The sequence below is a fragment of the Cobetia sp. 4B genome (genome assembly GCF_018831605.1).
Lineage (GTDB): Bacteria > Pseudomonadota > Gammaproteobacteria > Pseudomonadales > Halomonadaceae > Cobetia > Cobetia amphilecti.
In genome coordinates, this window is record NZ_CP059843.1 from 1,511,094 (window position 1) to 1,530,092 (window position 18,999).

The window sequence follows — 18,999 nt, forward strand, 5'->3', positions numbered from 1 at the left end:
TTTCAAATGCTTGGTTTGTTGCGGCAGTACTTTCGTTTAATTTACGTTGAGTAAATTGTTGGATTCTGATACTGCTTCTATACGCAATTTACCTCTTCGTAACCCATTTTTCTATTCTTAGTGTAGATTTTCAATCCTACGTCGATCAATTTTTTTGGTGATTGAAATCTTGGGTGTTGATGTGATAATGATTTTCTCTTGCGTCGGCGAATATTCCTCTGTGAATCCCTCCTTACTAACTTGAAGGCAGCAGTACACTAAACGGTACACACCAGCTTCCTGTGCTATCCTTAATTTTCGCTAAGTTACTGATTCCGAAGAACTGTACCTTTCGCTTGATTACGGCTGCTTTTCCTTGCTTGTCAGTAAAATATTGATTTAAAAGCGAACTCATGATCCCCTAGTCTGATCCTAAAGGTTTCAGCCGGCCGGTATTCTCTAGTCTTATTCTTCTCCAGCCAAGCCCCCGTACTCCCCCTTGAAATACAGCAGCGGCCGCGCCGTCCCTGCAACATCCAGATTCATTTCCTTCACTTCCCCGATCACGATCAGGTGATCACCTGCAGGGTGCTCTGCGTGAATCTTGCAGTCGAGCCAGTGCAGGCTGTCATTGATGACCGGGTTGCCGAGGGGGGAGAGCTGCCAGTCGATACCTTGCCATTTGTCTGCGCCGCGCATGGCGAACTGGTTGGAGACATGTCTTTGCTCGCTGGAGAGGATGTTGACGGCGAAGCGCTCTGCCTGGCGAATCTTCGGGTAGCTGAACGAGCTTGCCTTGACGCTGAAGGAGATCAGCGGCGGGTTCATCGAGACGCTGTAGAACGATTGGCAGGTGAAGCCGATCGGTTCGTCGTCGACCTGGGTAGTGATGATGGTGATGCCGGAGGCGAAGTGGCCGAGGGCTTCACGGAAACTGGCGGGGTCGATGGTGGTGTCAGCTTTGGTATCGGTATCGGAGAGTGACATGGCAGGTCCTGCAAGATTGGGGAGGTGGTAATTGTCAGTCGTGGGGGAGGGCTGTAGCGATAGCGCGGGACTGGGTGCTTGAGTGACATGGATGTGAGTGATGACAAAATGGCCGTCGTGAATCCTTCACGATGGCCATTTTTGTTTTCGGCGGTGTCAGCCGCTGCTGCTTTCACTCTCGAGCACTATCGTCAAGCTAACTCGGTTCGGAACTAGCCTGGCGCTATCTGTCAGTACTGTGCCTTGGCCCGCGCTGTACTTTGGCCAGTTCAGTGTTTCGCCAAGCGATCAGCGCTGCGCTTCGAGTTCCTTGCGTACGATGGCGGCGCCAGCGCTGAGTGCCTGCAGCTTGCCGCGGGCGACTTCACGGGAGAGCGGAGCCATGCCGCAGTTGGTGCAGGGATAGAGCTTGTCGGCATCCACGAACTTAAGCGCCTTGCGCAGGGTCTCGGCGACTTCTTCCGGCGTCTCGATAGTGTTGCTGGCGACATCGATGGCGCCAACCATGACCTTCTTGCCACGGATCAGCTCGATCAGCTCCATCGGCACGTGGGAGTTGTGGCATTCCAGCGAGACGATATCGATGTTGGATTGCTGAAGCTTGGGGAAGGCTTCTTCGTACTGACGCCATTCTGAGCCCAGGGTGTTCTTCCAGTCGGTGTTGGCCTTGATGCCGTAGCCGTAGCAGATGTGGATGGCGGTCTCGCACTTGAGGCCTTCGATCGCGCGCTCCAGCGTGGCGATGCCCCATTCATTCACTTCATCGAAGAACACGTTGAAGGCCGGTTCATCGAACTGGATGATGTCGACGCCTGCCGCTTCGAGTTCCTTGGCTTCCTCGTTGAGGATCTTGGCGAACTCCCACGCCAGCTTCTCGCGGCTCTTGTAATGGCCATCGAAGAGGGTGTCGACCATGGTCATCGGCCCCGGCAGTGCCCACTTGATCGGTTGATCGGTCTGCGAGCGCAGGAACTTGGCATCTTCGATGAATACCGGCTTCTGGCGAGAGACCGGGCCGACCACGGACGGCACGCTGGCCTCGTAGCGATCACGGATCTTGACGGTTTCGCGCTTCTCGAAATCCACGCCATTCAGGTGCTCGATGAAGGTGGTGACGAAGTGCTGACGCGATTGCTCGCCATCGCTGACGATGTCGATCCCGGCGTGCTGCTGCTCCTGCAGGGAGACGCGCAGGGCATCCTGCTTGCCCGCGATCAGTGCCTCACCTTCGAGTTTCCAGGGGGACCAGAGGACCTCCGGTTCGGCGAGCCAGGACGGTTTCGGCAGGCTGCCAGCGGTGGAGGTCGGGAGTAATCTCGTCATGATGAATAACCTTGTCCTTGGAATGGTTCAGATAGCGAATGTCGTTCGTCGATCAGCGCGCGCTGTTTGCGGATCAGTGAGCTGACCAATGATGAATTTATTGGTTGGCGGACCAGTTGGCGGACCACTGCTCGAGCAGGCTCTGGTAAGGCTTGATGAAGCTCTCTTCCACGAACTTGCCCTGCTCGATGGCGAGTTGGCTGCGCTCTTCGCGGTCGTACACGATGCGCGTCAGTGAGTGGTCCTGCTGCTTCAGGCTCGCCTGATAGGATTTGCCGGCCACGGAATTGGCGTTGTAGACCTCGGGACGATAGATCTTCTGGAAGGTGTCCATGGTGCTGATGGTGCTGATCAGCTCCAGATTGCTGTAATCATTGAGCAGGTCGCCGGTGTGATAGAAGGCCAGCGGCGCAACGCTGCCCGGCGGCATGAAGTAACGCACCTTCAGACCCATCTTGTTGAAGTACGCATCGGTCAGGGAATAATCGTCCTGGCGATATTCCACCCCGAGGATCGGGTGCACGTTCTCGGTCTGCTGGTAGGTCTTGGTAGTCGAGACGCTGATGCAGATGACCGGCGGCTTCTTGAAGCATTCCTTGTAAGTGGGGGAACCCACGAAGGCCTGGAACAGATTGCCGTGCAGTACGCCGAACTGCTCCGGCACGCTGAAGGACTCCTTGCCCTTGTTGTGCTCCAGCAGACGCACGCTGAAGTCATAATCACGAACATAGGACGAGAAGTTGTTGCCGGTCACGCCGTCAATGCGTTGGTTCGTCTGGTGGTCGACGATGGTGGTCTGCAGGATTTCGATGATCGGCAGGGCATTGTCGGAACGCGCCGCATCGAGATTCAGCTCGACGGAGATGATGTCCAGCTCGACGGAGTAACGATCGCCCTTGGGGTTGTCCCAGTTGGCCAGCGCATTGAATCGGTTGTTGATCATGTTCAGCGTGCTGCGCAGGTTCTGCTGACGGCTCTCACCACGCGCCAGGTTGGCGAAATTGGTGGTCAGGCGGGTGTTTTCCGCCGGAACGTAGTTCTCGTCGAAGCGCAGACTGTTGATGCTGAAACCGAATTCGTTGCTCATGGCCGTTCACCTTGATCCTGAGAGAGAAAATTCACTGTGTCGTCGACATCTTCCCGTGATCTTTCAGGCGTCTCGTGAGCGGGTTGCTCTCTGTGAGAACGCATCCATGCCGGGAGAGGCACGCTGCTCGCCATCACGTTCCGTGTGCTGGCTGTGAAGTGCAGCGTCATGGGAAGTCTTCATCAACGATCTGATGCAGGTGAGTATCTAGTGCCTGTCTCCATGACACAAACTGGATTTTTTAATGTTCAAGTTGAGTTAAATTCATGATGAGGGCGGGCGTCATTTCGCACGTTGTGAAAGCCGGCGAATCGAGCGGGGATAGGCGGGCTCAGCAAGCACGCAACGTGAGCCGCAGAGACGTTGACGTGAGGAGTGGGTAAGAAGGGTAAGAAGGGAAAGAGGGGTAAGGGGGAAAGAATGGAGAAACACACACGCTGGCCCGAACTTCCGCTCGGGCCTGTGTGTGGCAAGCACCTGACGTTTCAGAGCACGACACCCTCATGCACTCTTCACGTTCTCCATACTCGGCCATGAAGATGCAGCTGGCTCATGAGGCGAGCGGCTGATGATTGGGCGCCACCAGGCCATGGCGGCGCATGCGGCGGTAGATGGTGGGCCGCGAGACGCCGAGTTGGCGGGCGACCTGGCTGACGTTCCAGTCCGTGTGGCGCAACAGCTCGAGCAGTTCGTTGGCGTCCGCATCAGTCCCCGCATCAGCCCCTGCAGACGCGGGCGCTGGAGAGGCCGGGTTCGAGGAAGCGCCGGATGCGAAGGGGGAGGCAGCGGCAAGCGGACTGGCAGCCCCGCGGGTGCTGCCGGTGTGGGTCTGGCAGACCTCCGGCAGATCATGCAGGGTGATTTCATCGCCTTCCGCGGTGGCCATCGCGAAGGCAATCGCATTGCGCAGTTGGCGTATGTTGCCCGGCCAGTGATGACTCAGCAGCGCACTGATGGCATCGGCGCGCAGGTGGAGTGACTGTTCGCGTTCGGCTTGCAGTTCCGCATGCAGCTTGCGAATGAGGTAGTGACGATCGGCGCGCTCACGCAGTGCAGGTAGCAGGAGTTCGGCGCCGTTGAGTCGGTAGTAGAGGTCTTCGCGGAATTGCCCGCTGGCGATCAGCTCCGTGACATCACGATGCGTGGCAGTGATAACGCGAATATCCACCTTGATGGGCGTCTCGGCCCCCAGTGGCGACACCTCCCGTTCGGCGAGCACGCGCAGCAGGCGTGACTGGAGCGACAGCGGCATGTCGCCGATCTCATCCAGAAACAGCGTGCCGCCGTCGGCCTGTTGGATCAGGCCGCGCATGCCCTTGGGCCTTCCTCCCGTGAAGGCGCCCGGCAGATAGCCGAAGAGTTCACTTTCAATCAGCGATTCCGGAATGGCGGCGCAGTTCACCGCCACGAAGGGCGACTTGGCGCGTGGTCCGCTGTCATGCAGCGCCCGCGCCAACACTTCCTTGCCGGTTCCCGTCTCGCCACGAATCAGGATGCTCACGTTTTCATGGCGCATGCGGCGCGCCAGCTTGAGCAGCCGGTGCATGGAAGGGTCGTCTCCCGCGAGCTGGTCCAGCTCGGGCACCGGGTCATCCTGCTGGCTGACGGTGGGGAGGGCCCGCACCGGATAGCCGCGTGGCTCGATCAGTGTCACGAAGACGATGGCGTCATCCGCCCGCAGGCGGAAGGCGCGAATCTGATCCCGGCTGGCGTGCGGAATGCTCAACAGCTCATTGAGCTCCCCATCGAACAGCTGCGTGACGGCGGGCAGGGTGGAGACCGTCCACGGTGGCCAGCGCTCCAGATGCGCATCGATCAGACGCCGGCCTTCGTGGTTGGCGGCGATCACCTTGCCATCTTCCTGAATGGCAAACAGGCCACGACCATTCAGGTGTACGAATTCCCGCGCGGTATCGAAGCGCAGGATCAGGCAATCCCGATAGCGATGCAGGAAGTAGGCATCCTCGATCATGCGGGCATGCAGGGTGACGAGGGAGAGCGCAAAGGTCTGGCTCTCCTGCGGGCGGGGCGACTTCAGCGCCGAGATGTCGAGGGCGGCGATCACACGGCCCTGGGGATCGGTGATGGGGGCTGCGGTGCAGGTCAGGTCGATGTGGGTGGCATCGAAGTGCTCACGCTGATGGCAGGTGACGGCTGCGCCATCGTGCAGACAGGTGCCCGCCGCCGAGGTGCCGGCATAGCGCTCGTTCCAGTCCGAGCCGAGATAGAGGCCCGCGCGCCGCAGCTCACTCAATTGATCACGCTGACCACGAAAATCCACCGCGATGCCGCGTTGATCGGTGAGGATCAGCGCATAGCCATGTTGTGCGATCTGACTATAGAGCCGCTCCACCCCGGCACGCGCCACGTGCAGCAGCTCATCCGCCGATTCCTGATGATCGCGCAGCGCCTGCTGGGTGAGAACGCGGACCGGGCGAGGGCGGCTGGGGTCGAGCTGATATTCCTCCAGACAGCGCTGCCAGGAGCGACGGATGACGTCGCGCTGCGTCTCAGGGAAGGCGTCGCGGCCTTCGCCCAGTTGCATCAGGGTCTGGATATGCTGCCGTTTGTCGGGCTGCATCGTTTCGAGTTGGCGGATCATGGCTGCCTCGGCGCTGGCCGTCTCGAGACGGCTCTTTTGATTGTGGCTATGGCGCTTGTGCAAGTGGCGATGGCTCTTTTGATAGTGGCGATGGCAATCGCAATTGTCACAACAGCGTCCATAGCGAAAGCGGCGTGTACTCCTTCAAGCGTATGCGGTGTGGCGGGAGCGTCAATCACCCTGTCCTGCATCCTTGGTCGGGGCGTTACAGGTGTAACGCCCCGTGTCAGGCGTACGGCGTACAGTTGTCACGAGGAAGGTGGAGAGCCCGGCGAGGCGAGGAGGTTGGTGGTGCGCTAGTGGCGAATTTTTGTCATTCACGACAAGTGTTTACGAGCTTTGTCAGTCGTGCATGACGAAGCTGGCATGCTTGATGCCTTGGATGGAAGGCGTGACTACAACATCCAACAACACGCGGAGAGACGCCATGACCGCACGCACGCCAACTCAGATCGCTCAGCAATGGCTCGATGAGTTCGAGGCCTCCCTGACTCAGCGCGATATCGCCCAGGTTCTCTCGTTGTTTGCCGAGGAATGCTACTGGCGCGATTTGATCGCCTTCACCTGGAATCTCAAGACGTCGGAGGGCAAGGACGAGATCCAGTCGATGCTCGCGGCGACCCTCGAGCATGTCGCCCCCTCTCGCTGGCAACTGGATGGCGAGGCCAGTGAGGCCGGCGGCATCGTCGAAGCCTGGTTCACCTTCGAGACCGCCGATGCACGCGGCAAGGGCTTGTTGCGCCTGAAGGAAGGGCGCTGCTGGACGCTGTTGACCGCCATGCGCGAACTCAAGGAATTCCCCGAGCCGCTGGGCATCCAGCGCCCCAAGGGCGCCGAGCATGGTGCCAACAAGCAGCGTGAGACCTGGCTTGAGTCGCGTCAGCGCGAAGAGGCCGAGCTGGGCTACGAGCGCCAGCCGTATTGCGTGATCATCGGTGGCGGTCAGGGCGGCATCGGGCTGGCCGCGCGGCTCAGACAGATGGACGTGCCGACCATCGTGATCGACAAGAATCCGCGCGCGGGCGATGCCTGGCGCAATCGCTACAAGTCTCTGTGCCTGCATGATCCGGTGTGGTACGACCACATGCCCTACATCCCCTTCCCGGCAAACTGGCCGGTGTTCGCGCCCAAGGACAAGGTCGCGGACTGGCTGGAAATGTACACCAGGATCATGGAGCTCAATTACTGGAACTCCACGGCTTGTGAGAGCGCGCACTTCGATGAGGCGAGCGGCGAGTGGGTGGTCGAGGTGGTACGCGACGGCAAGCCCGTGACCTTGCGGCCCAAGCAACTGGTGCTGGCCACGGGCATGTCGGGCATGCCCAATGTGCCGCACTTTCCGGGGGCCGAAACCTTCGAAGGCGAGCAGCAACACTCCAGTCAGCACCCGGGACCGGATGCCTATCGTGGCAAGAAGGTGGTCGTGGTGGGCGCCAACAATTCCGCTCACGATATCTGCGCCGCGCTGTGGGAGCACGATGCAGACGTGACCATGCTGCAGCGCTCCTCCACGCATGTGGTGAAGTCCAACTCGCTGATGGAAGAGGCGCTGGGGCCGCTCTATTCCGAGCAGGCGGTGCAAAACGGCATCGATCACCACAAGGCAGACCTGATCTTTGCCTCGATCCCCTACCGGATACTGCCTGACTTCCAGCGCCCGATCTTCGAGGCGATCCGCAAGCGTGATGCGGACTACTACCGTCGGCTGGAGGCGGCAGGCTTCCTGCTCGATTTCGGCGATGACGACTCGGGCCTGTTCCTGAAATACCTGCGCCGCGGCTCCGGCTACTACATCGATGTGGGCGCCTGTGATCTGGTCGCCAATGGTGACATCAAGTTGCGCAGTGGCGTCGGCATCGAGCGCATCAATCCGCGCTCGGTCACTCTGACCGATGGCTCGGAATTGCCCGCTGACCTGATCGTCTATGCCACCGGCTACGGCTCGATGAATGGCTGGGCGGCACGCATCATCTCGCAGGACGTCGCCGACAAGGTCGGAAAATGCTGGGGCATGGGCTCCGATACGCTCAAGGACCCCGGGCCCTGGGAGGGCGAGCTGCGCAACATGTGGAAGCCGACCCAGCAGCAGGCGTTATGGTTCCACGGCGGCAACCTGCACCAGTCGCGCCACTATTCCCAGTATCTGGCGCTGCAGCTCAAGGCGCGGCTCGAGGGTATTCCGACGCCGGTCTACGGCCTTCAGGAAGTCCACCATCTGAGCTGAGGCCAGTGGCGCTGGGCAGTCTGCCAGCGTCATAGTAGCAGCGCAGCATTTGCAGATTTCGGTGAAAGATTCAGGAGACAACTCATGCAACTGAACGACAAGATTGCACTGGTGACAGGGGGTGGGCGCGGTATTGGCCAGGGGATCGCGCTGGCATTGGCCAAGGCGGGCGCGGATGTCGTGGTGGCGGATCTGGACCTCGCCATCGCCCGCGAGACGGCGGCAAAAGTGGAGGCACTGGGTAGACGGTGTCTGGCGCTACAGGTCGATGTCGCGGATGCGGCGTCCGTGCGGCGCTTGATTGAAGAGGCAGAGGTCGGACTCGGCCCGCTCGATATCGCCGTCAACAATGCCGGCATCATCGGCATCCATTCCATCGATGCGCTGACGGTGGAGGAGTGGGACCGCGTCATGAACGTCAATGCGCGAGGTACCTTCTTGTGTACTCAGGCCGAGGTCGCCGTGATGCGCTCACGCCGCGTCGGGCGGATCATCAACGTGGCCTCGATGGCCGGCAAGGTCGGCTTTCCTGATCTGTCGCACTACTGTGCCTCGAAGTTCGCGGTCATCGGCTTTACCAATGCCGTCGCCAAGGAAGTGGCAGCGGAAGGCATCACCGTCAACGCGATCTGCCCGGGCGTGGTGGGCACCGGCATGTGGCGGGGCGAGAGTGGGCTCTCGGCACGCTGGAGTCAGGAAGGCGAAAGCGAGCCCGCTGCATGGGAGCGCCTGCAGAAGAGCCTGCTGCCCCAGGGAGTCGCCCAGACACCTGAGGACATGGGGCAGCTGGTGGTCTACCTCGCCCAGGCCGAACACGTGACAGGGCAGGCCATCGCCGTCGATGGTGGCTTCACGCTGTAAGCTAGCGCTGATCATGGTTCGATACATGATGACAGCACGAGACAGGCCACCTTCGCTAATGGAAGGCGGCCTGTTTGTCGTGACGGCTCCTGACTTCTGTCACTTGAAGGCTTTATGACCCTCGCTCATGGGGCGGTCTACTCTGCAACCGCGTAGGCTCATGCGGTTATCTGTCAGCGTGTTAGTGCCCCCGTAGTACGTCATCGCTCAAGCACTTAGGGCGAATCGAGCAGGTGCGTACCAGAGGGGTCGAGTGATCAAACGTCAAGGGATCAGGCGGCGTTCCTTCATGGCCTCAAGGTGCTGAATGAGACTCTGGGGTGAGTGGCGACACATTTCTGCAAAGCCGGCTTGGCGAGCCTTCGTCAAATCAAAGACAGCGTCCTCTTCGACATGGAAGATGAAATCTCCGAAGCCACCTTGCGCAATCTTGTCGATATCTGTCTCGGCAAGTCCTTGGCGCTCTGCAAGCGTCTTCCAAGTGCTTGACACGGCAGCGAGACGTGTCTCCAACGAAATAGGTTGAGGCTCGCCAGTCTCAAGCCCAAACCAGTTGGCGATCTCTGGCCAGACGTGGCGCCACCGAATCTGATCACCATTGGTGACGTTATAGGGCCCTTGCTGGTTCTCTGCGATGGCCCACAGGGCGGCTTTGCCCACCAGATCGGCATCGCAGATGTTCAGCAAGATATCGTAGGCACGCGCCGTACCGGGGAATTGCATGGCAACACCGAGCTCCCGGCAAAGCGTGCCATAGAGACCGATAAGGTTACCGAGGTTCATGGCTGAACCCAGGGAATGGCCTATCACGATGTCGGGACGCAATGCGGTCCAACGAATTCCCTTGCCTTCGAGTTCGCGAGCCAGATCTTCATGCTCGAAATACAGGTTGGGGGGGAAGTGCCGGCTGTCCTCTTCTCGAGCCGGTGTTTTGTAGACCCCGAGGTGAGCACCGTAGACCTTCCCGCCCTGTACGAAGACCTGGTGCTCGATTGACGCTTGGGATTCTTCAAGCACCTGGAAGAGGTGCCGCATCATGTCGCCATTTTGTTGTGCTTCAGTGGCAGGGTCCGGATCCGGTTTCAAGGCGGCGTAAAATACGTGCGTCACGCTGCTCAGTACATCACTTGCATCTCGCAAAGAGGCAATATCCAAGAGATCGGCGCTGACGTGGTGTCCGCTTCCCGGACCCTCTGAGGAGCGAGAGAGTGTCGTGACTCGCCATCCTGCCTCTTCAAAGGCCAATGTTGCTGCACGGCCGATGACGCCACTGGCGCCAGCGACTAATAGGTGGTGTTGGCTCATGAGACTCTCCTGTCCTGTGGCGCATGATCATGGGAGGGGTCGCCCATGCCGTCGGCCCTGACAGTGGCATTGTTTGTTTTGCTAATAAATGCTCGACTGATGAATTCATCCTTCACTAGATGGTGAATAATGGATCGCTTGGCGTTAATGAAACTTTTTGTGGATATCTGTGAGCGTGGGTCAATGGCGGCGGTGGCCCGTCAGCGAGGCCAGTCCCCGTCATTGGTCACCCAAGCCTTACAGAAGCTTGAGCAGCAGGTCGGGGCCAAGCTTATCGTCAGAACAACGCGTGCCATGCATTTGACGGCGGAAGGCGAACAATTTCGAGACGACAGCGAAAGGATCCTGGCCGAGTATGACAAGGCTCTTGAGCGGATCTCGGGCACAGGGTCGCTGAGTGGCACCATCAGGCTGACGGCGACCAATGATTTTGGCCGCACGCGCCTGCCACGGCTGATCGATCAGTTCCTGATACAGCACCCGGAAGTAAAATTTGAACTCGTGCTATCCGATGGAGTGTTGGACCTGGTCGATGAACGATTTGATCTGGCCATTCGTCATGGGCCGATGGCGGACTCAAGCTTGACGTCACGACGTCTCGTCAGTACCCATCGTGTTGTGTGTGCGGCACCTGCTTATTGGCAGGACGCAGGGCGCCCCCAACACCCATCAGAGCTGTCATCCCACCAGTGCATGGTGCTCGCTCGCCCAGGAGCGCCCCAGAACCATTGGGAGTTCCAGGAGGCAGGGCAGGTATTTTCCGTGACGGTGGCGGGGAACCGAATGGCCAGCGATGGTGGCGCGTTGCGCGAGTGGGCGATCGCAGGGGCTGGAGTGATATTTAAATCGATGGTGGATGTGGCAGAGGATATTGAGGTCGGACGACTGGAAGTTGTGCTGAATGACTATCGGATTCCTGAAGTGAATCTGTACGCCGTGTTTCCGGAAGGCAGATACGCAAGTCGACGGATCAGTACCTTCATCGAATTTCTTCACGACAAGCTTGGCAGTGAGAGAGAGGCCTCACACTGCCAGAGTCGTGCATCCAGCTCTCGCGCTTGAGGGCTGCCGGGGAGTGGCAAGGGCAAAGAACGACCCACATCATGTCTATGGCAGGCTGGGCCTCGGATGGCCAATCCGGTTGTAGTGGTCAAGTGTTTTTGGCCACCGATCTTTGAGCATTCCAGTAGTTCTTTTCTGCCAAGTTCGGCGGTATCCCATCGTTATGCTTGTGCGGCCTGAGGCTGCTGTAGTAACCGATCATATAATCAGTGACAGATCGCTTCGCCGCAGCGACATCGGGATAGCCGATCTCTGGTATCCATTCCGTTTTCAGGCTTCTGAAGAAGCGCTCTGTTGGGGCATTGTCCCAGCAATTGCCACGGCGACTGAGACTCAGCGTCATTCGGTAGCGCCAAAGCATCTGCCGGAATGCCCGGCTGGTGTACTGGCAACCCTGATCCGAATGAAACAGGATATTCCGTGGCTCTCCACGCGATTCGTAGGCCATGGTCAGCGCTTTCTTTACCAGCTCCGTGTTCGGCGATAGGGACAATGCCCACCCCACGGGTTTACGAGCATACAAGTCGATGACCACTGCCAGATAAGCCCAGCGTGCCCCTGTCCAAATATAGGTAATGTCGCCGGTCCATACCTGATTGGGCTTCTTTACATCGAACTCCCGATCAAGAACATTCGGTATATCCAGGTGTGGCTGATCAGCCTTCTTGTAGGCGTGCCTCGGCGGCTGCGAACTCATCAGCCCCAGCTGCTTCATCCGCCTGCTGGCCCGATAACGACTCAACTGTATTCCTGCCTGCGTGACCATTTTTGCAATGCTGCGAGCGCCGGCAGAGCCGTTACTGACGGTATGCGCCTCGACAACCTGATCCAGCAGCTTCTGCTCAGTCTCACAGGGCCTTCTATCCCGGTCACGCCAGGCCCGGTAGCTACTGCGATGCACCCCAAACACTTGACACAAGTGCTGCACCGCATAGCTCTCTTCAAGTCGCTCGATTATCGAGAATTGCTCAGGGAGTCCGACATCAAGAGAGCGGTAGCCTTTTTTAATATTGCCTTCTCTTCCTCCACCCGCCGCAGCTTGCGCTTCAGTTCCTGGATCTCACGCTGTTCCGGCGTCAGAGCCTCACCTTTCAGCGGCGCCTTGCCTGCTCGCTCAGCCCGAAGCCTGCGTACCCAATATTCCATGGTGGATTTGCCAACTCCCATGGCCTCACACGCCGCCTTCAGCGTGTAACCCTGATCGACCACGAGTTGGGCCGCTTCCAAGCGAAATTCCGGGCTGAACGTTCTCTTCTTCGTCATCATCTGCACCTGACTGTCTCTGTGAGTGATCATACACTCAAAATCAGGTGGCCAGATTCACTATGCCACTACACACCCGATCGCCGCGGCGGCCTCGACGATCTCGGTGGGACGGCCGATGAGCACCGGCTCGGCGATGCCCAGCCTCGCCGCCTCGCGAAGCGTCTCCAGCACGGCGGCCTGGGCCGCGTTGACCACGGCGACGCGGATCGGGTTACCGCCACCGGCTCGCTGAATCAGATCATCGAGCGTCGCAAGGGCCACTGGCGTTGCCGTCTGGGTCATGTCACCTCCTGGGTGTTGGTTAATGTGCGCTGCACGTGCCGGGCGATCATCCGTTCTTCATTAGTGGCTACGACCTCTGCTTAGACGGCCCTGTAGCGTCGACATCTATAGATCCCGAGCCCGGTTGATCTGCTGGGACAGACGCATCGCCTCGTGTTCCTCCAGCTTCAAGAGCTCGCGAACGAGATCCCGAGCCTCGGGGATGTCGGCGCGTCCTTCCAGGTAGCGGTATAGCGCGATGACCTGATCGTGCAGCGAGAAGACTTCCCGGCTGATGTCTTCGAAGCCCATCTCGGCATAGGGCAAATTGCACGCCTGATGGGGTTTGATGGGCGCATGCGACAGATAATCGTAGACCCAGGTGTTTAGGGCCTTGGGGTCGGCCTGCTTCTCGAAGCTGGCCACGGTGTGCTCCAGGACCGCCTCGTGATCGGCGAGATACTCCAGCAGTGATTTGGCCCGTGCCTCCTCCTGCCGGGTGGCACAGTGCCTGAAGCACTCGGCCAACTGGGCATGCAGCTGGCGAGTCCAGTCGATCAGGTCATGAAAGGTCTCGATCTTCATTTATTGCTCTCCATTAGTGGGTTGCTCTATAGGTATTGGCTGTAAACCGGGTCGGCTTCGACTGGGTCACTCGTTCTCGCTCCACCATCCCCCGCCGTAGAGGCTGCGAAACCCCATCTCGTACATGCTGTCGCGGGTCGTGCCGGCAAGCTCCAGCGTCGAGGCGATAGAGTCGCTCAACAGCGTCTCCCATTGCCGATAGGGGGTGTCACTATCGATCGGAGCCGGTGCGGTCTCTACCATCTCGGCCAGCCACTTCACACCGGTCATCCAGGGGGAGAAGCGTTCCGAGTACATCAGCCGGCTGGTCCGCGCCGGATGCAGTTGACGCAGCACCTCGGCTGACCAGGGGGTGGTGTAAAACCGCACCCAGGGCCCGACGAAGGTCTCGTAGAGGGCCACATTGTGCTCGGAGAGCGCTCGCACCCCTTCGAACGCCGGGGCCTGGTCGGGAAAGTTCAGGTCTTCCACGCGGCGCTCCTCGAAGCGCACCTGGAACTGGGGCTTGTGACAGTCGGGGTCGCCGGTGGGGTTGTCGATGCGCATCTCGTAGAGGCCAGGGGCCAGGTCATTCAGATTGCCGACGCTCTCGAGGATCGCTCGGTGCTCGAGGCGCGCCACCTTGGAGGAGACGAAGATGCCCAGATGCCCGACGTGGGGATTGAGCAGGTAGACGATACGCTGGTCGGCGGCCTTGAGTGCCGCGGTATCGGGATAGACCGCGGGGATCCAGTTGAGCGCCTGATGGGGCGGGGTGATGTTGTCGCCGCCGGAGGCGAAGATCACCAGGGGGTTGCGGATGCGCTTGAGGTCGACGCTACAGCCGGGGCAGACCTCGAGCTCGCCACGCTCCAGCTTGTTGCCGACGAAAAGGTTCTCGACGATGGCAACGATCTCCTCTTTGCTCAGGCTATAGAAGCCCGTCCACCAGCGCTCGAACTCGAGGAAGCGTTCGCGCTGGCCGTCGATGTCGGCGAACAGCTGATAGTCCTTCTGCCACAGGGTATTCGCAGGCTTGAGGGCTTCGAAGTTGGTGGCGAGGTTCGCACCGTCGAAGCGCCCGTCTCCCAGGTCGGCCATCAGGTGCGTCAGCCAGGCACCGCCAAGCAGGCCGCCGGCGAGGCGCATGGGATTGACGCCGGATTCGCCGGACCAGTAGGAGAGCGGCGAGCCGTTCAGCACCGCCGGCCCGACCAGACCCTCGCAGTCGGCGGAGAGCAGCGCGATGGCCCAGCCCGCCTGGCAGTTACCGTAGAGCACCGGCGGCTGGCCGGGGTGGCGCTCGGCCAGCGTCTCGACGAAGCGGCGCAGGACGTGCAGCACGTCCTCCAGTGTCTGGCCGGGGACGGGCTCGGGGAAGAAGATCACGAAGTAGACCGGGTGTCCCTCGTGGAGCGCCATGCCCACCTCGGAGTCGCGCTTGAAGCCGCCGATGCCTGGGCCGTGGCCGGCACGCGGGTCGACGATCATCACTGGCGGCCTAGTCTCGTCGAGGCAGTCCTCCAGGCAGTCCTCGCCGACCCGGGTGATGCGCAGCAGGGCATAGTTGGCGGGGCGTGCCAGTCGACGGCCATCCACGAGCATCTCGTAATCGAAGTCGAGCAGTGGCGGCTTGCCCGCCTGCTCATGCTCGAGCATGTTGTCCGCGCGCTCACACAGCGTGTCCAGGTAGCGTACGCCGCGTCGCCACAGGTCGGTCTGATAGGCGAGTAGCTCCGTGGCCGGGTGGCTCGGGAGGGTGCCTTCTTCGGGCTCGGGTGCGGTCATCGGGGCGTCCATCTCTGGTGGGGCGGTGGGTTGGCGCTTGCGCGGGGTTTTATGAGCCGTGGGTGGCTTGGTGGTGGATGTTTTGGCGGTCATAGTGGATACCTCTCAGTGTCAGGATGTCGTGGGCGCCGATCTCGATCCGGGACTCGGACAGGAAGCGGTACGGCGGAACCTTCAGGTTGATCGGCGCCGGCACCGCCTTGAACACGCGTCCGGCGAAGTCGAACTGGGAGCCGTGGCAGGGGCAGAAGAAGCCCCGGGCGAGTCGTCGCTGACGACCACGATCGTGCCGACGAGAAAAACGTCTGCTTTTCATGACTGCACCTCTGGGATTTTGTCCTTACAGGCGCCAGCCACTCGTACTCGCCATCCGCAGGTGCGGAATGAAGCGTGGCGTGCGGGCCGCGTAGGTCTGCCATTTGTCGCCAAACTGGCGCGCTACGTCGCGCTCTTCGTGGATCGCCAGTCGTGAGTACATCCACACCAATACCGGGAACATGACCAGGGTCAGCAGGGTGGGCCACTGCAGCAGGAAGCCGGTCATCACCAGCACGAAGCCGGCGTACTGGGGATGCCGGACATGGGCATAGAGCCCGGTGGTGGCCAGTTCTCCCCGCCGCTGGGCGGTATAGAGTGACCGCCAGCCGGCGGCGATGAGCCAGAAACCCGCGGCGATGAACACCATGCTCAGCAGATGGAACGGCCCGAAATGCGGGTTGGCCTGCCAGCCGAACAGCATCTCCAGCAGGTGGCCCGCATCGTGGCTGAACCAGTCCACCTCCGGGTAGCGCGACTGCAGCCAGCCGGAGAGGAAGTAGAGGGTCAGCGGGAAGCCGTACATCTCCGTGAACAGCGCCACCAGGAAGGCGCTGAAGGCCCCGAACGAGCGCCAGTCGCGGCGCGTCTGCGGCTTGAAGAAGCTGAAGGCGAAGAAGATGAAGATCGCCGAGTTGAGAATGACCAGGCCCCACAGCCCATAGGCGGGTACGTCATCACTCATCGCGTCCTCCCTTGTGATCATCATGCCCGCCATGACCCCCGTGGCCTCCATGTCCGCCGTGCATGAACACATGCATTAGCGGACAGGCGAGCAGGATCAGCCAGGGCAGGGCACCGAGCAGGTGCACCTTGTGCTCCTCCCAGAGCAGGAAGCCCATCACCGCCAGGGCGATCGCCACCATGAGCCAGAAGCTGCCTTTGCTGGGTCCTCGCTCCAGCCACCCCTTTTCGTCATGCATGATCAAATCCTCACCCGGCGCAGGCGCAGCGAATTCATCACCACCGACAGCGAAGACGCGCTCATCGCGAAGGCGGCGAACATCGGCCCGATCAGGATGCCGAGGAACGGATAGAGGATCCCGGCGGCGATCGGTACGCCGGCCCCGTTGTAGACCAGGGCGAAGAACAGGTTCTGCTTGATGTTGCGCATGGTGGCCAGCGACAACTTGCGGGCCCGAACGATGCCGTCGAGGTTGCCCTTGACCAGCGTGAAGCCGGCGCTTTCGATCGCCACGTCGGCGCCGGTGCCCATGGCGATGCCCACATCGGCCTGGGCCAGGGCGGGAGCGTCGTTCACCCCGTCGCCCGCCATGGCCACCTTGCGGCCTTGTTCCTGCAATTCGCGGATGATGCGGGCCTTGTCCTCGGGCAGCACGTCGGCGCGGATCTCATCGATACCCAGTCGCCCGGCCACCGCCTTGGCCGTCCGCTCGTTGTCGCCGGTGGCCATGATGATGCGAAAGCCAAGTTTGTGCAGCGCCTTCAGGGCCTCGGGGGTGGTCTCCTTCACCGGGTCGGCGACGCTGACCAGGCCGGCGATCTGGCCATCGAGCACGACGAACATCACCGTTTCGCCTTCATCGCGGCGGGCGTTCGCGGTCTCGGAGATCCGGCCGCCATCGAGGCCCAGTTCGGCCATCAGCTTGGCGTTGCCGAGGGCCACCGACTGGCCGTCCACGACCCCCTTGACGCCCATGCCGGTCACGGCTTCGAAATCGGTGGCATCGGCGAGGGATACGCCACGTTCTTCGGCGCCGGCGACGATGGCCTCGGCCAGTGGGTGTTCCGAGCCACGTTCGAGGCTGGCCGCCAGGCGCAATACCTCGGCCTCGTCATGCCCTACCTCGGGCAGCACCGCCACCAGCTTCGGCTTGCCTTCGGTCAGGGTGCCGGTCTTGTCGACCATCAGCGTATCGACCTTGGCGAAGCCTTCCAGCGCCTCGGCATTCTTGATCAGTACGCCGGCCTGCGCGCCGCGTCCGGTGGCCGTCATGATCGACATCGGCGTGGCCAGCCCCAGTGCACAGGGGCAGGCGATGATCAGCACCGCCACCGCCGAGACCAGCGCATAGGACAGCGCCGGCGCCGGCCCCCAGATCGCCCAGGCGATGAAGGAGAGGATGGCGACGCCGATCACCGCGGGCACGAACTTGCCCGCCACCTTGTCGGCGAATTTCTGGATCGGTGCGCGGCTGCGCTGGGCGGCAGCCACCATCTCGACGATCTGGCTGAGCATGGTGTCGGCGCCGATGCGGGTGGCCTCCATGACCAGGCTGCCGGTGCCGTTGATCGTGGCCCCGGTGACCTTGTCGTCTTTGACCTTTTCCACCGGCACCGGCTCGCCCGAGATCATCGACTCGTCGATCGAGGAGCGGCCCTCGACCACCACGCCGTCCACCGGCACCTTGTCGCCGGGGCGCACCCGCAGGTGGTCGCCCACCTGCACGTCTTCCAGCGCGACCTCTTCTTCGCTGCCGTCGGGCCGGATCACCCGCGCGGTCTTGGCGGCCATGTCCATCAGCGCGCGGATCGCCTTGCCGGTGCCTTCACGGGCGCGCAACTCCATCACCTGACCCAGCAGTACCAGGGTGACGATCACCGCCGCGGCCTCGAAATAGACGCCGACGGTGCCGTCTTCCCGGCGAAAGCCGTCGGGGAAGACGCCCGGCACCAGCACCGCCACGATGCTGAACAGATAGGCCGCGCCGACCCCCATGCCGATCAGGCTGAACATGTTGAGGTTCATGGTGCGGAAGGAGTTGTAGCCGCGCACGAAGAACGGCCAGCCCGACCACAGGATCACCGGCGTGCTGAGCACCAGCTCGATCCACATCGCGTTGCGTTCACCGAAGAAGTCGCGAATGGCCCCGAGGCCCAGGTAGGGGCTCATCGTCAGAATCAGGACCGGAAGCGTGAGCACGGCCGCGACCCAGAAGCGTCGGGTAAAATCGACCAGCTCGGGATTCGGCCCTTCATCGCCGACCGTCGCCGATTCCAGCTCCAGACCCATACCGCACAGGGGGCAGGCACCGGGAGTGGTTTGGCGCACCTCGGGGTGCATCGGGCAGGTGTAGACGGCGCCGGCATGCCCGGCCGGCACCTTGTCGTACTTGCCGCCGTGGGCCGGCGCGGAGGCCCCATGACCATGCCCGTCATGCGTCTGCGAGTCGTCGCTTCCCACGGGCACGAGGTGCATGCCGCACTTGGGGCAGTCACCCGGCTGGTCGGAGACGACCTCCGGGTGCATCGGGCAGGTGTATTGGGCGCCACCCTGGCTGCCGGCGGCGTGTTGGTCCGTATCGCCGCTGCCTAGTGTCGGTGCCTCGTGCGAGGCATGCCCGTGACAATGGTCGTGTTGGTGTTGCGTCATGGAATCGTCTCCGTCGCTTCCGCGTCTTGATTCAACCTCGT

At 61.1% G+C, this 18,999-nt stretch carries 15 protein-coding genes and 1 pseudogene; 3 read left to right on the forward strand and 13 right to left on the reverse strand.

The annotated features are described in order from the left end of the window. Positions 1-444: 444 nt before the first annotated feature. The 4 genes from H2O77_RS06490 to H2O77_RS06505 all read right to left on the reverse strand — a co-directional run bounded on the left by H2O77_RS06490 (position 445) and on the right by H2O77_RS06505 (position 5,921). Positions 445-966, reverse strand: coding sequence for a flavin reductase family protein (locus H2O77_RS06490; protein WP_215824212.1), 522 nt, complete (start codon positions 964-966; stop codon positions 445-447). 288 nt (positions 967-1,254) lie between these two features. Further along, on the reverse strand, positions 1,255-2,289 hold the full coding sequence (locus H2O77_RS06495) for a methionine synthase (RefSeq protein WP_215824213.1): 1,035 nt from the start codon (positions 2,287-2,289) through the stop codon (positions 1,255-1,257). Between the two features lie 97 nt (positions 2,290-2,386). After that, a complete protein-coding gene (locus H2O77_RS06500; protein WP_215824214.1) occupies positions 2,387-3,376 on the reverse strand; it encodes a DUF1852 domain-containing protein in 990 nt (329 codons plus the stop codon). A gap of 550 nt (positions 3,377-3,926) precedes the next feature. Continuing rightward, positions 3,927-5,921: a sigma-54-dependent Fis family transcriptional regulator gene (locus tag H2O77_RS06505; protein ID WP_215824513.1), complete on the reverse strand. Its 1,995-nt coding sequence runs from the start codon at positions 5,919-5,921 to the stop codon at positions 3,927-3,929. 484 nt (positions 5,922-6,405) lie between these two features. Here H2O77_RS06505 and H2O77_RS06510 point away from each other — a divergent pair, with 484 nt between their 5' ends. Next, positions 6,406-8,202, forward strand: coding sequence for an NAD(P)/FAD-dependent oxidoreductase (locus H2O77_RS06510; RefSeq protein WP_215824215.1), 1,797 nt, complete (start codon positions 6,406-6,408; stop codon positions 8,200-8,202). A gap of 84 nt (positions 8,203-8,286) precedes the next feature. Then, entirely contained in the window at positions 8,287-9,063 is a 777-nt protein-coding gene (locus H2O77_RS06515) for an SDR family NAD(P)-dependent oxidoreductase (protein WP_043336843.1), read from the forward strand. Positions 9,064-9,327: 264 nt separating this feature from the next. On the opposite strand, the gene H2O77_RS06520 is transcribed toward H2O77_RS06515, so the two are convergent. Continuing rightward, positions 9,328-10,368, reverse strand: a complete 1,041-nt coding sequence (locus H2O77_RS06520) for an SDR family oxidoreductase (RefSeq protein WP_043336845.1) — start codon at positions 10,366-10,368, stop codon at positions 9,328-9,330. Positions 10,369-10,497: 129 nt separating this feature from the next. Between H2O77_RS06520 and H2O77_RS06525 the strand changes: the two genes are divergently transcribed. Continuing rightward, positions 10,498-11,430 carry a LysR family transcriptional regulator gene (locus H2O77_RS06525; RefSeq protein ID WP_024952472.1) on the forward strand — a complete coding sequence of 311 codons (933 nt, stop codon included), beginning with the start codon at positions 10,498-10,500 and terminating at the stop codon, positions 11,428-11,430. Between the two features lie 88 nt (positions 11,431-11,518). Here H2O77_RS06525 and H2O77_RS06530 read toward each other — a convergent pair. The 8 genes and pseudogenes from H2O77_RS06530 to H2O77_RS06565 form a co-directional block, all read right to left on the reverse strand. Beyond that, positions 11,519-12,693, reverse strand: a protein-coding gene (locus H2O77_RS06530) for an IS3 family transposase (RefSeq protein WP_215824216.1) whose coding sequence is annotated in 2 segments (ribosomal slippage) — positions 11,519-12,438 and positions 12,438-12,693 — 1,176 coding nt in all. Because the reading frame shifts where the segments join, the coding sequence is not laid out codon by codon here. A gap of 60 nt (positions 12,694-12,753) precedes the next feature. Continuing rightward, positions 12,754-12,978, reverse strand: a complete 225-nt coding sequence (locus tag H2O77_RS06535) for a hypothetical protein (RefSeq protein ID WP_087720112.1) — start codon at positions 12,976-12,978, stop codon at positions 12,754-12,756. A gap of 105 nt (positions 12,979-13,083) precedes the next feature. Further along, on the reverse strand, positions 13,084-13,542 hold the full coding sequence (locus H2O77_RS06540; protein WP_043337196.1) for a hypothetical protein: 459 nt from the start codon (positions 13,540-13,542) through the stop codon (positions 13,084-13,086). A 66-nt stretch (positions 13,543-13,608) separates the two neighbouring features. Next, on the reverse strand, positions 13,609-15,309 hold the full coding sequence (locus tag H2O77_RS06545; protein WP_215824217.1) for a DUF3141 domain-containing protein: 1,701 nt from the start codon (positions 15,307-15,309) through the stop codon (positions 13,609-13,611). A gap of 49 nt (positions 15,310-15,358) precedes the next feature. After that, positions 15,359-15,565, reverse strand: a pseudogene (locus tag H2O77_RS06550) (hypothetical protein); the annotation flags it as partial. Between the two features lie 84 nt (positions 15,566-15,649). Continuing rightward, positions 15,650-16,309 carry an isoprenylcysteine carboxylmethyltransferase family protein gene (locus H2O77_RS06555; protein WP_087720110.1) on the reverse strand — a complete coding sequence of 220 codons (660 nt, stop codon included), beginning with the start codon at positions 16,307-16,309 and terminating at the stop codon, positions 15,650-15,652. Then, complete coding sequence (locus H2O77_RS06560; RefSeq protein ID WP_306298809.1) at positions 16,302-16,490, reverse strand: DUF2933 domain-containing protein; 189 nt, start codon at positions 16,488-16,490, stop codon at positions 16,302-16,304. The genes H2O77_RS06555 and H2O77_RS06560 overlap by 8 nt, the downstream gene beginning before the upstream one ends. A gap of 59 nt (positions 16,491-16,549) precedes the next feature. Further along, positions 16,550-18,958: a copper-translocating P-type ATPase gene (locus H2O77_RS06565; RefSeq protein ID WP_240548737.1), complete on the reverse strand. Its 2,409-nt coding sequence runs from the start codon at positions 18,956-18,958 to the stop codon at positions 16,550-16,552. Positions 18,959-18,999: the final 41 nt, after the last annotated feature.

Excerpts from the sequence above, each read along its gene's own strand:
- H2O77_RS06490 (WP_215824212.1), bottom strand. The coding sequence starts at position 966 with ATGTCACTCTCCGATACCGATACCAAAGCTGACACCACCATCGACCCC.
- H2O77_RS06495 (WP_215824213.1), bottom strand. The coding sequence starts at position 2,289 with ATGACGAGATTACTCCCGACCTCCACCGCTGGCAGCCTGCCGAAACCG.
- H2O77_RS06500 (WP_215824214.1), bottom strand. The coding sequence starts at position 3,376 with ATGAGCAACGAATTCGGTTTCAGCATCAACAGTCTGCGCTTCGACGAG.
- H2O77_RS06505 (WP_215824513.1), bottom strand. The coding sequence starts at position 5,921 with ATGCAACTGGGCGAAGGCCGCGACGCCTTCCCTGAGACGCAGCGCGAC.
- H2O77_RS06510 (WP_215824215.1), top strand. The coding sequence starts at position 6,406 with ATGACCGCACGCACGCCAACTCAGATCGCTCAGCAATGGCTCGATGAG.
- H2O77_RS06515 (WP_043336843.1), top strand. The coding sequence starts at position 8,287 with ATGCAACTGAACGACAAGATTGCACTGGTGACAGGGGGTGGGCGCGGT.
- H2O77_RS06520 (WP_043336845.1), bottom strand. The coding sequence starts at position 10,368 with ATGAGCCAACACCACCTATTAGTCGCTGGCGCCAGTGGCGTCATCGGC.
- H2O77_RS06525 (WP_024952472.1), top strand. The coding sequence starts at position 10,498 with ATGGATCGCTTGGCGTTAATGAAACTTTTTGTGGATATCTGTGAGCGT.
- H2O77_RS06535 (WP_087720112.1), bottom strand. The coding sequence starts at position 12,978 with ATGACCCAGACGGCAACGCCAGTGGCCCTTGCGACGCTCGATGATCTG.
- H2O77_RS06540 (WP_043337196.1), bottom strand. The coding sequence starts at position 13,542 with ATGAAGATCGAGACCTTTCATGACCTGATCGACTGGACTCGCCAGCTG.
- H2O77_RS06545 (WP_215824217.1), bottom strand. The coding sequence starts at position 15,309 with ATGACCGCACCCGAGCCCGAAGAAGGCACCCTCCCGAGCCACCCGGCC.
- H2O77_RS06555 (WP_087720110.1), bottom strand. The coding sequence starts at position 16,309 with ATGAGTGATGACGTACCCGCCTATGGGCTGTGGGGCCTGGTCATTCTC.
- H2O77_RS06560 (WP_306298809.1), bottom strand. The coding sequence starts at position 16,490 with ATGGTGGCGATCGCCCTGGCGGTGATGGGCTTCCTGCTCTGGGAGGAG.
- H2O77_RS06565 (WP_240548737.1), bottom strand. The coding sequence starts at position 18,958 with ATGACGCAACACCAACACGACCATTGTCACGGGCATGCCTCGCACGAG.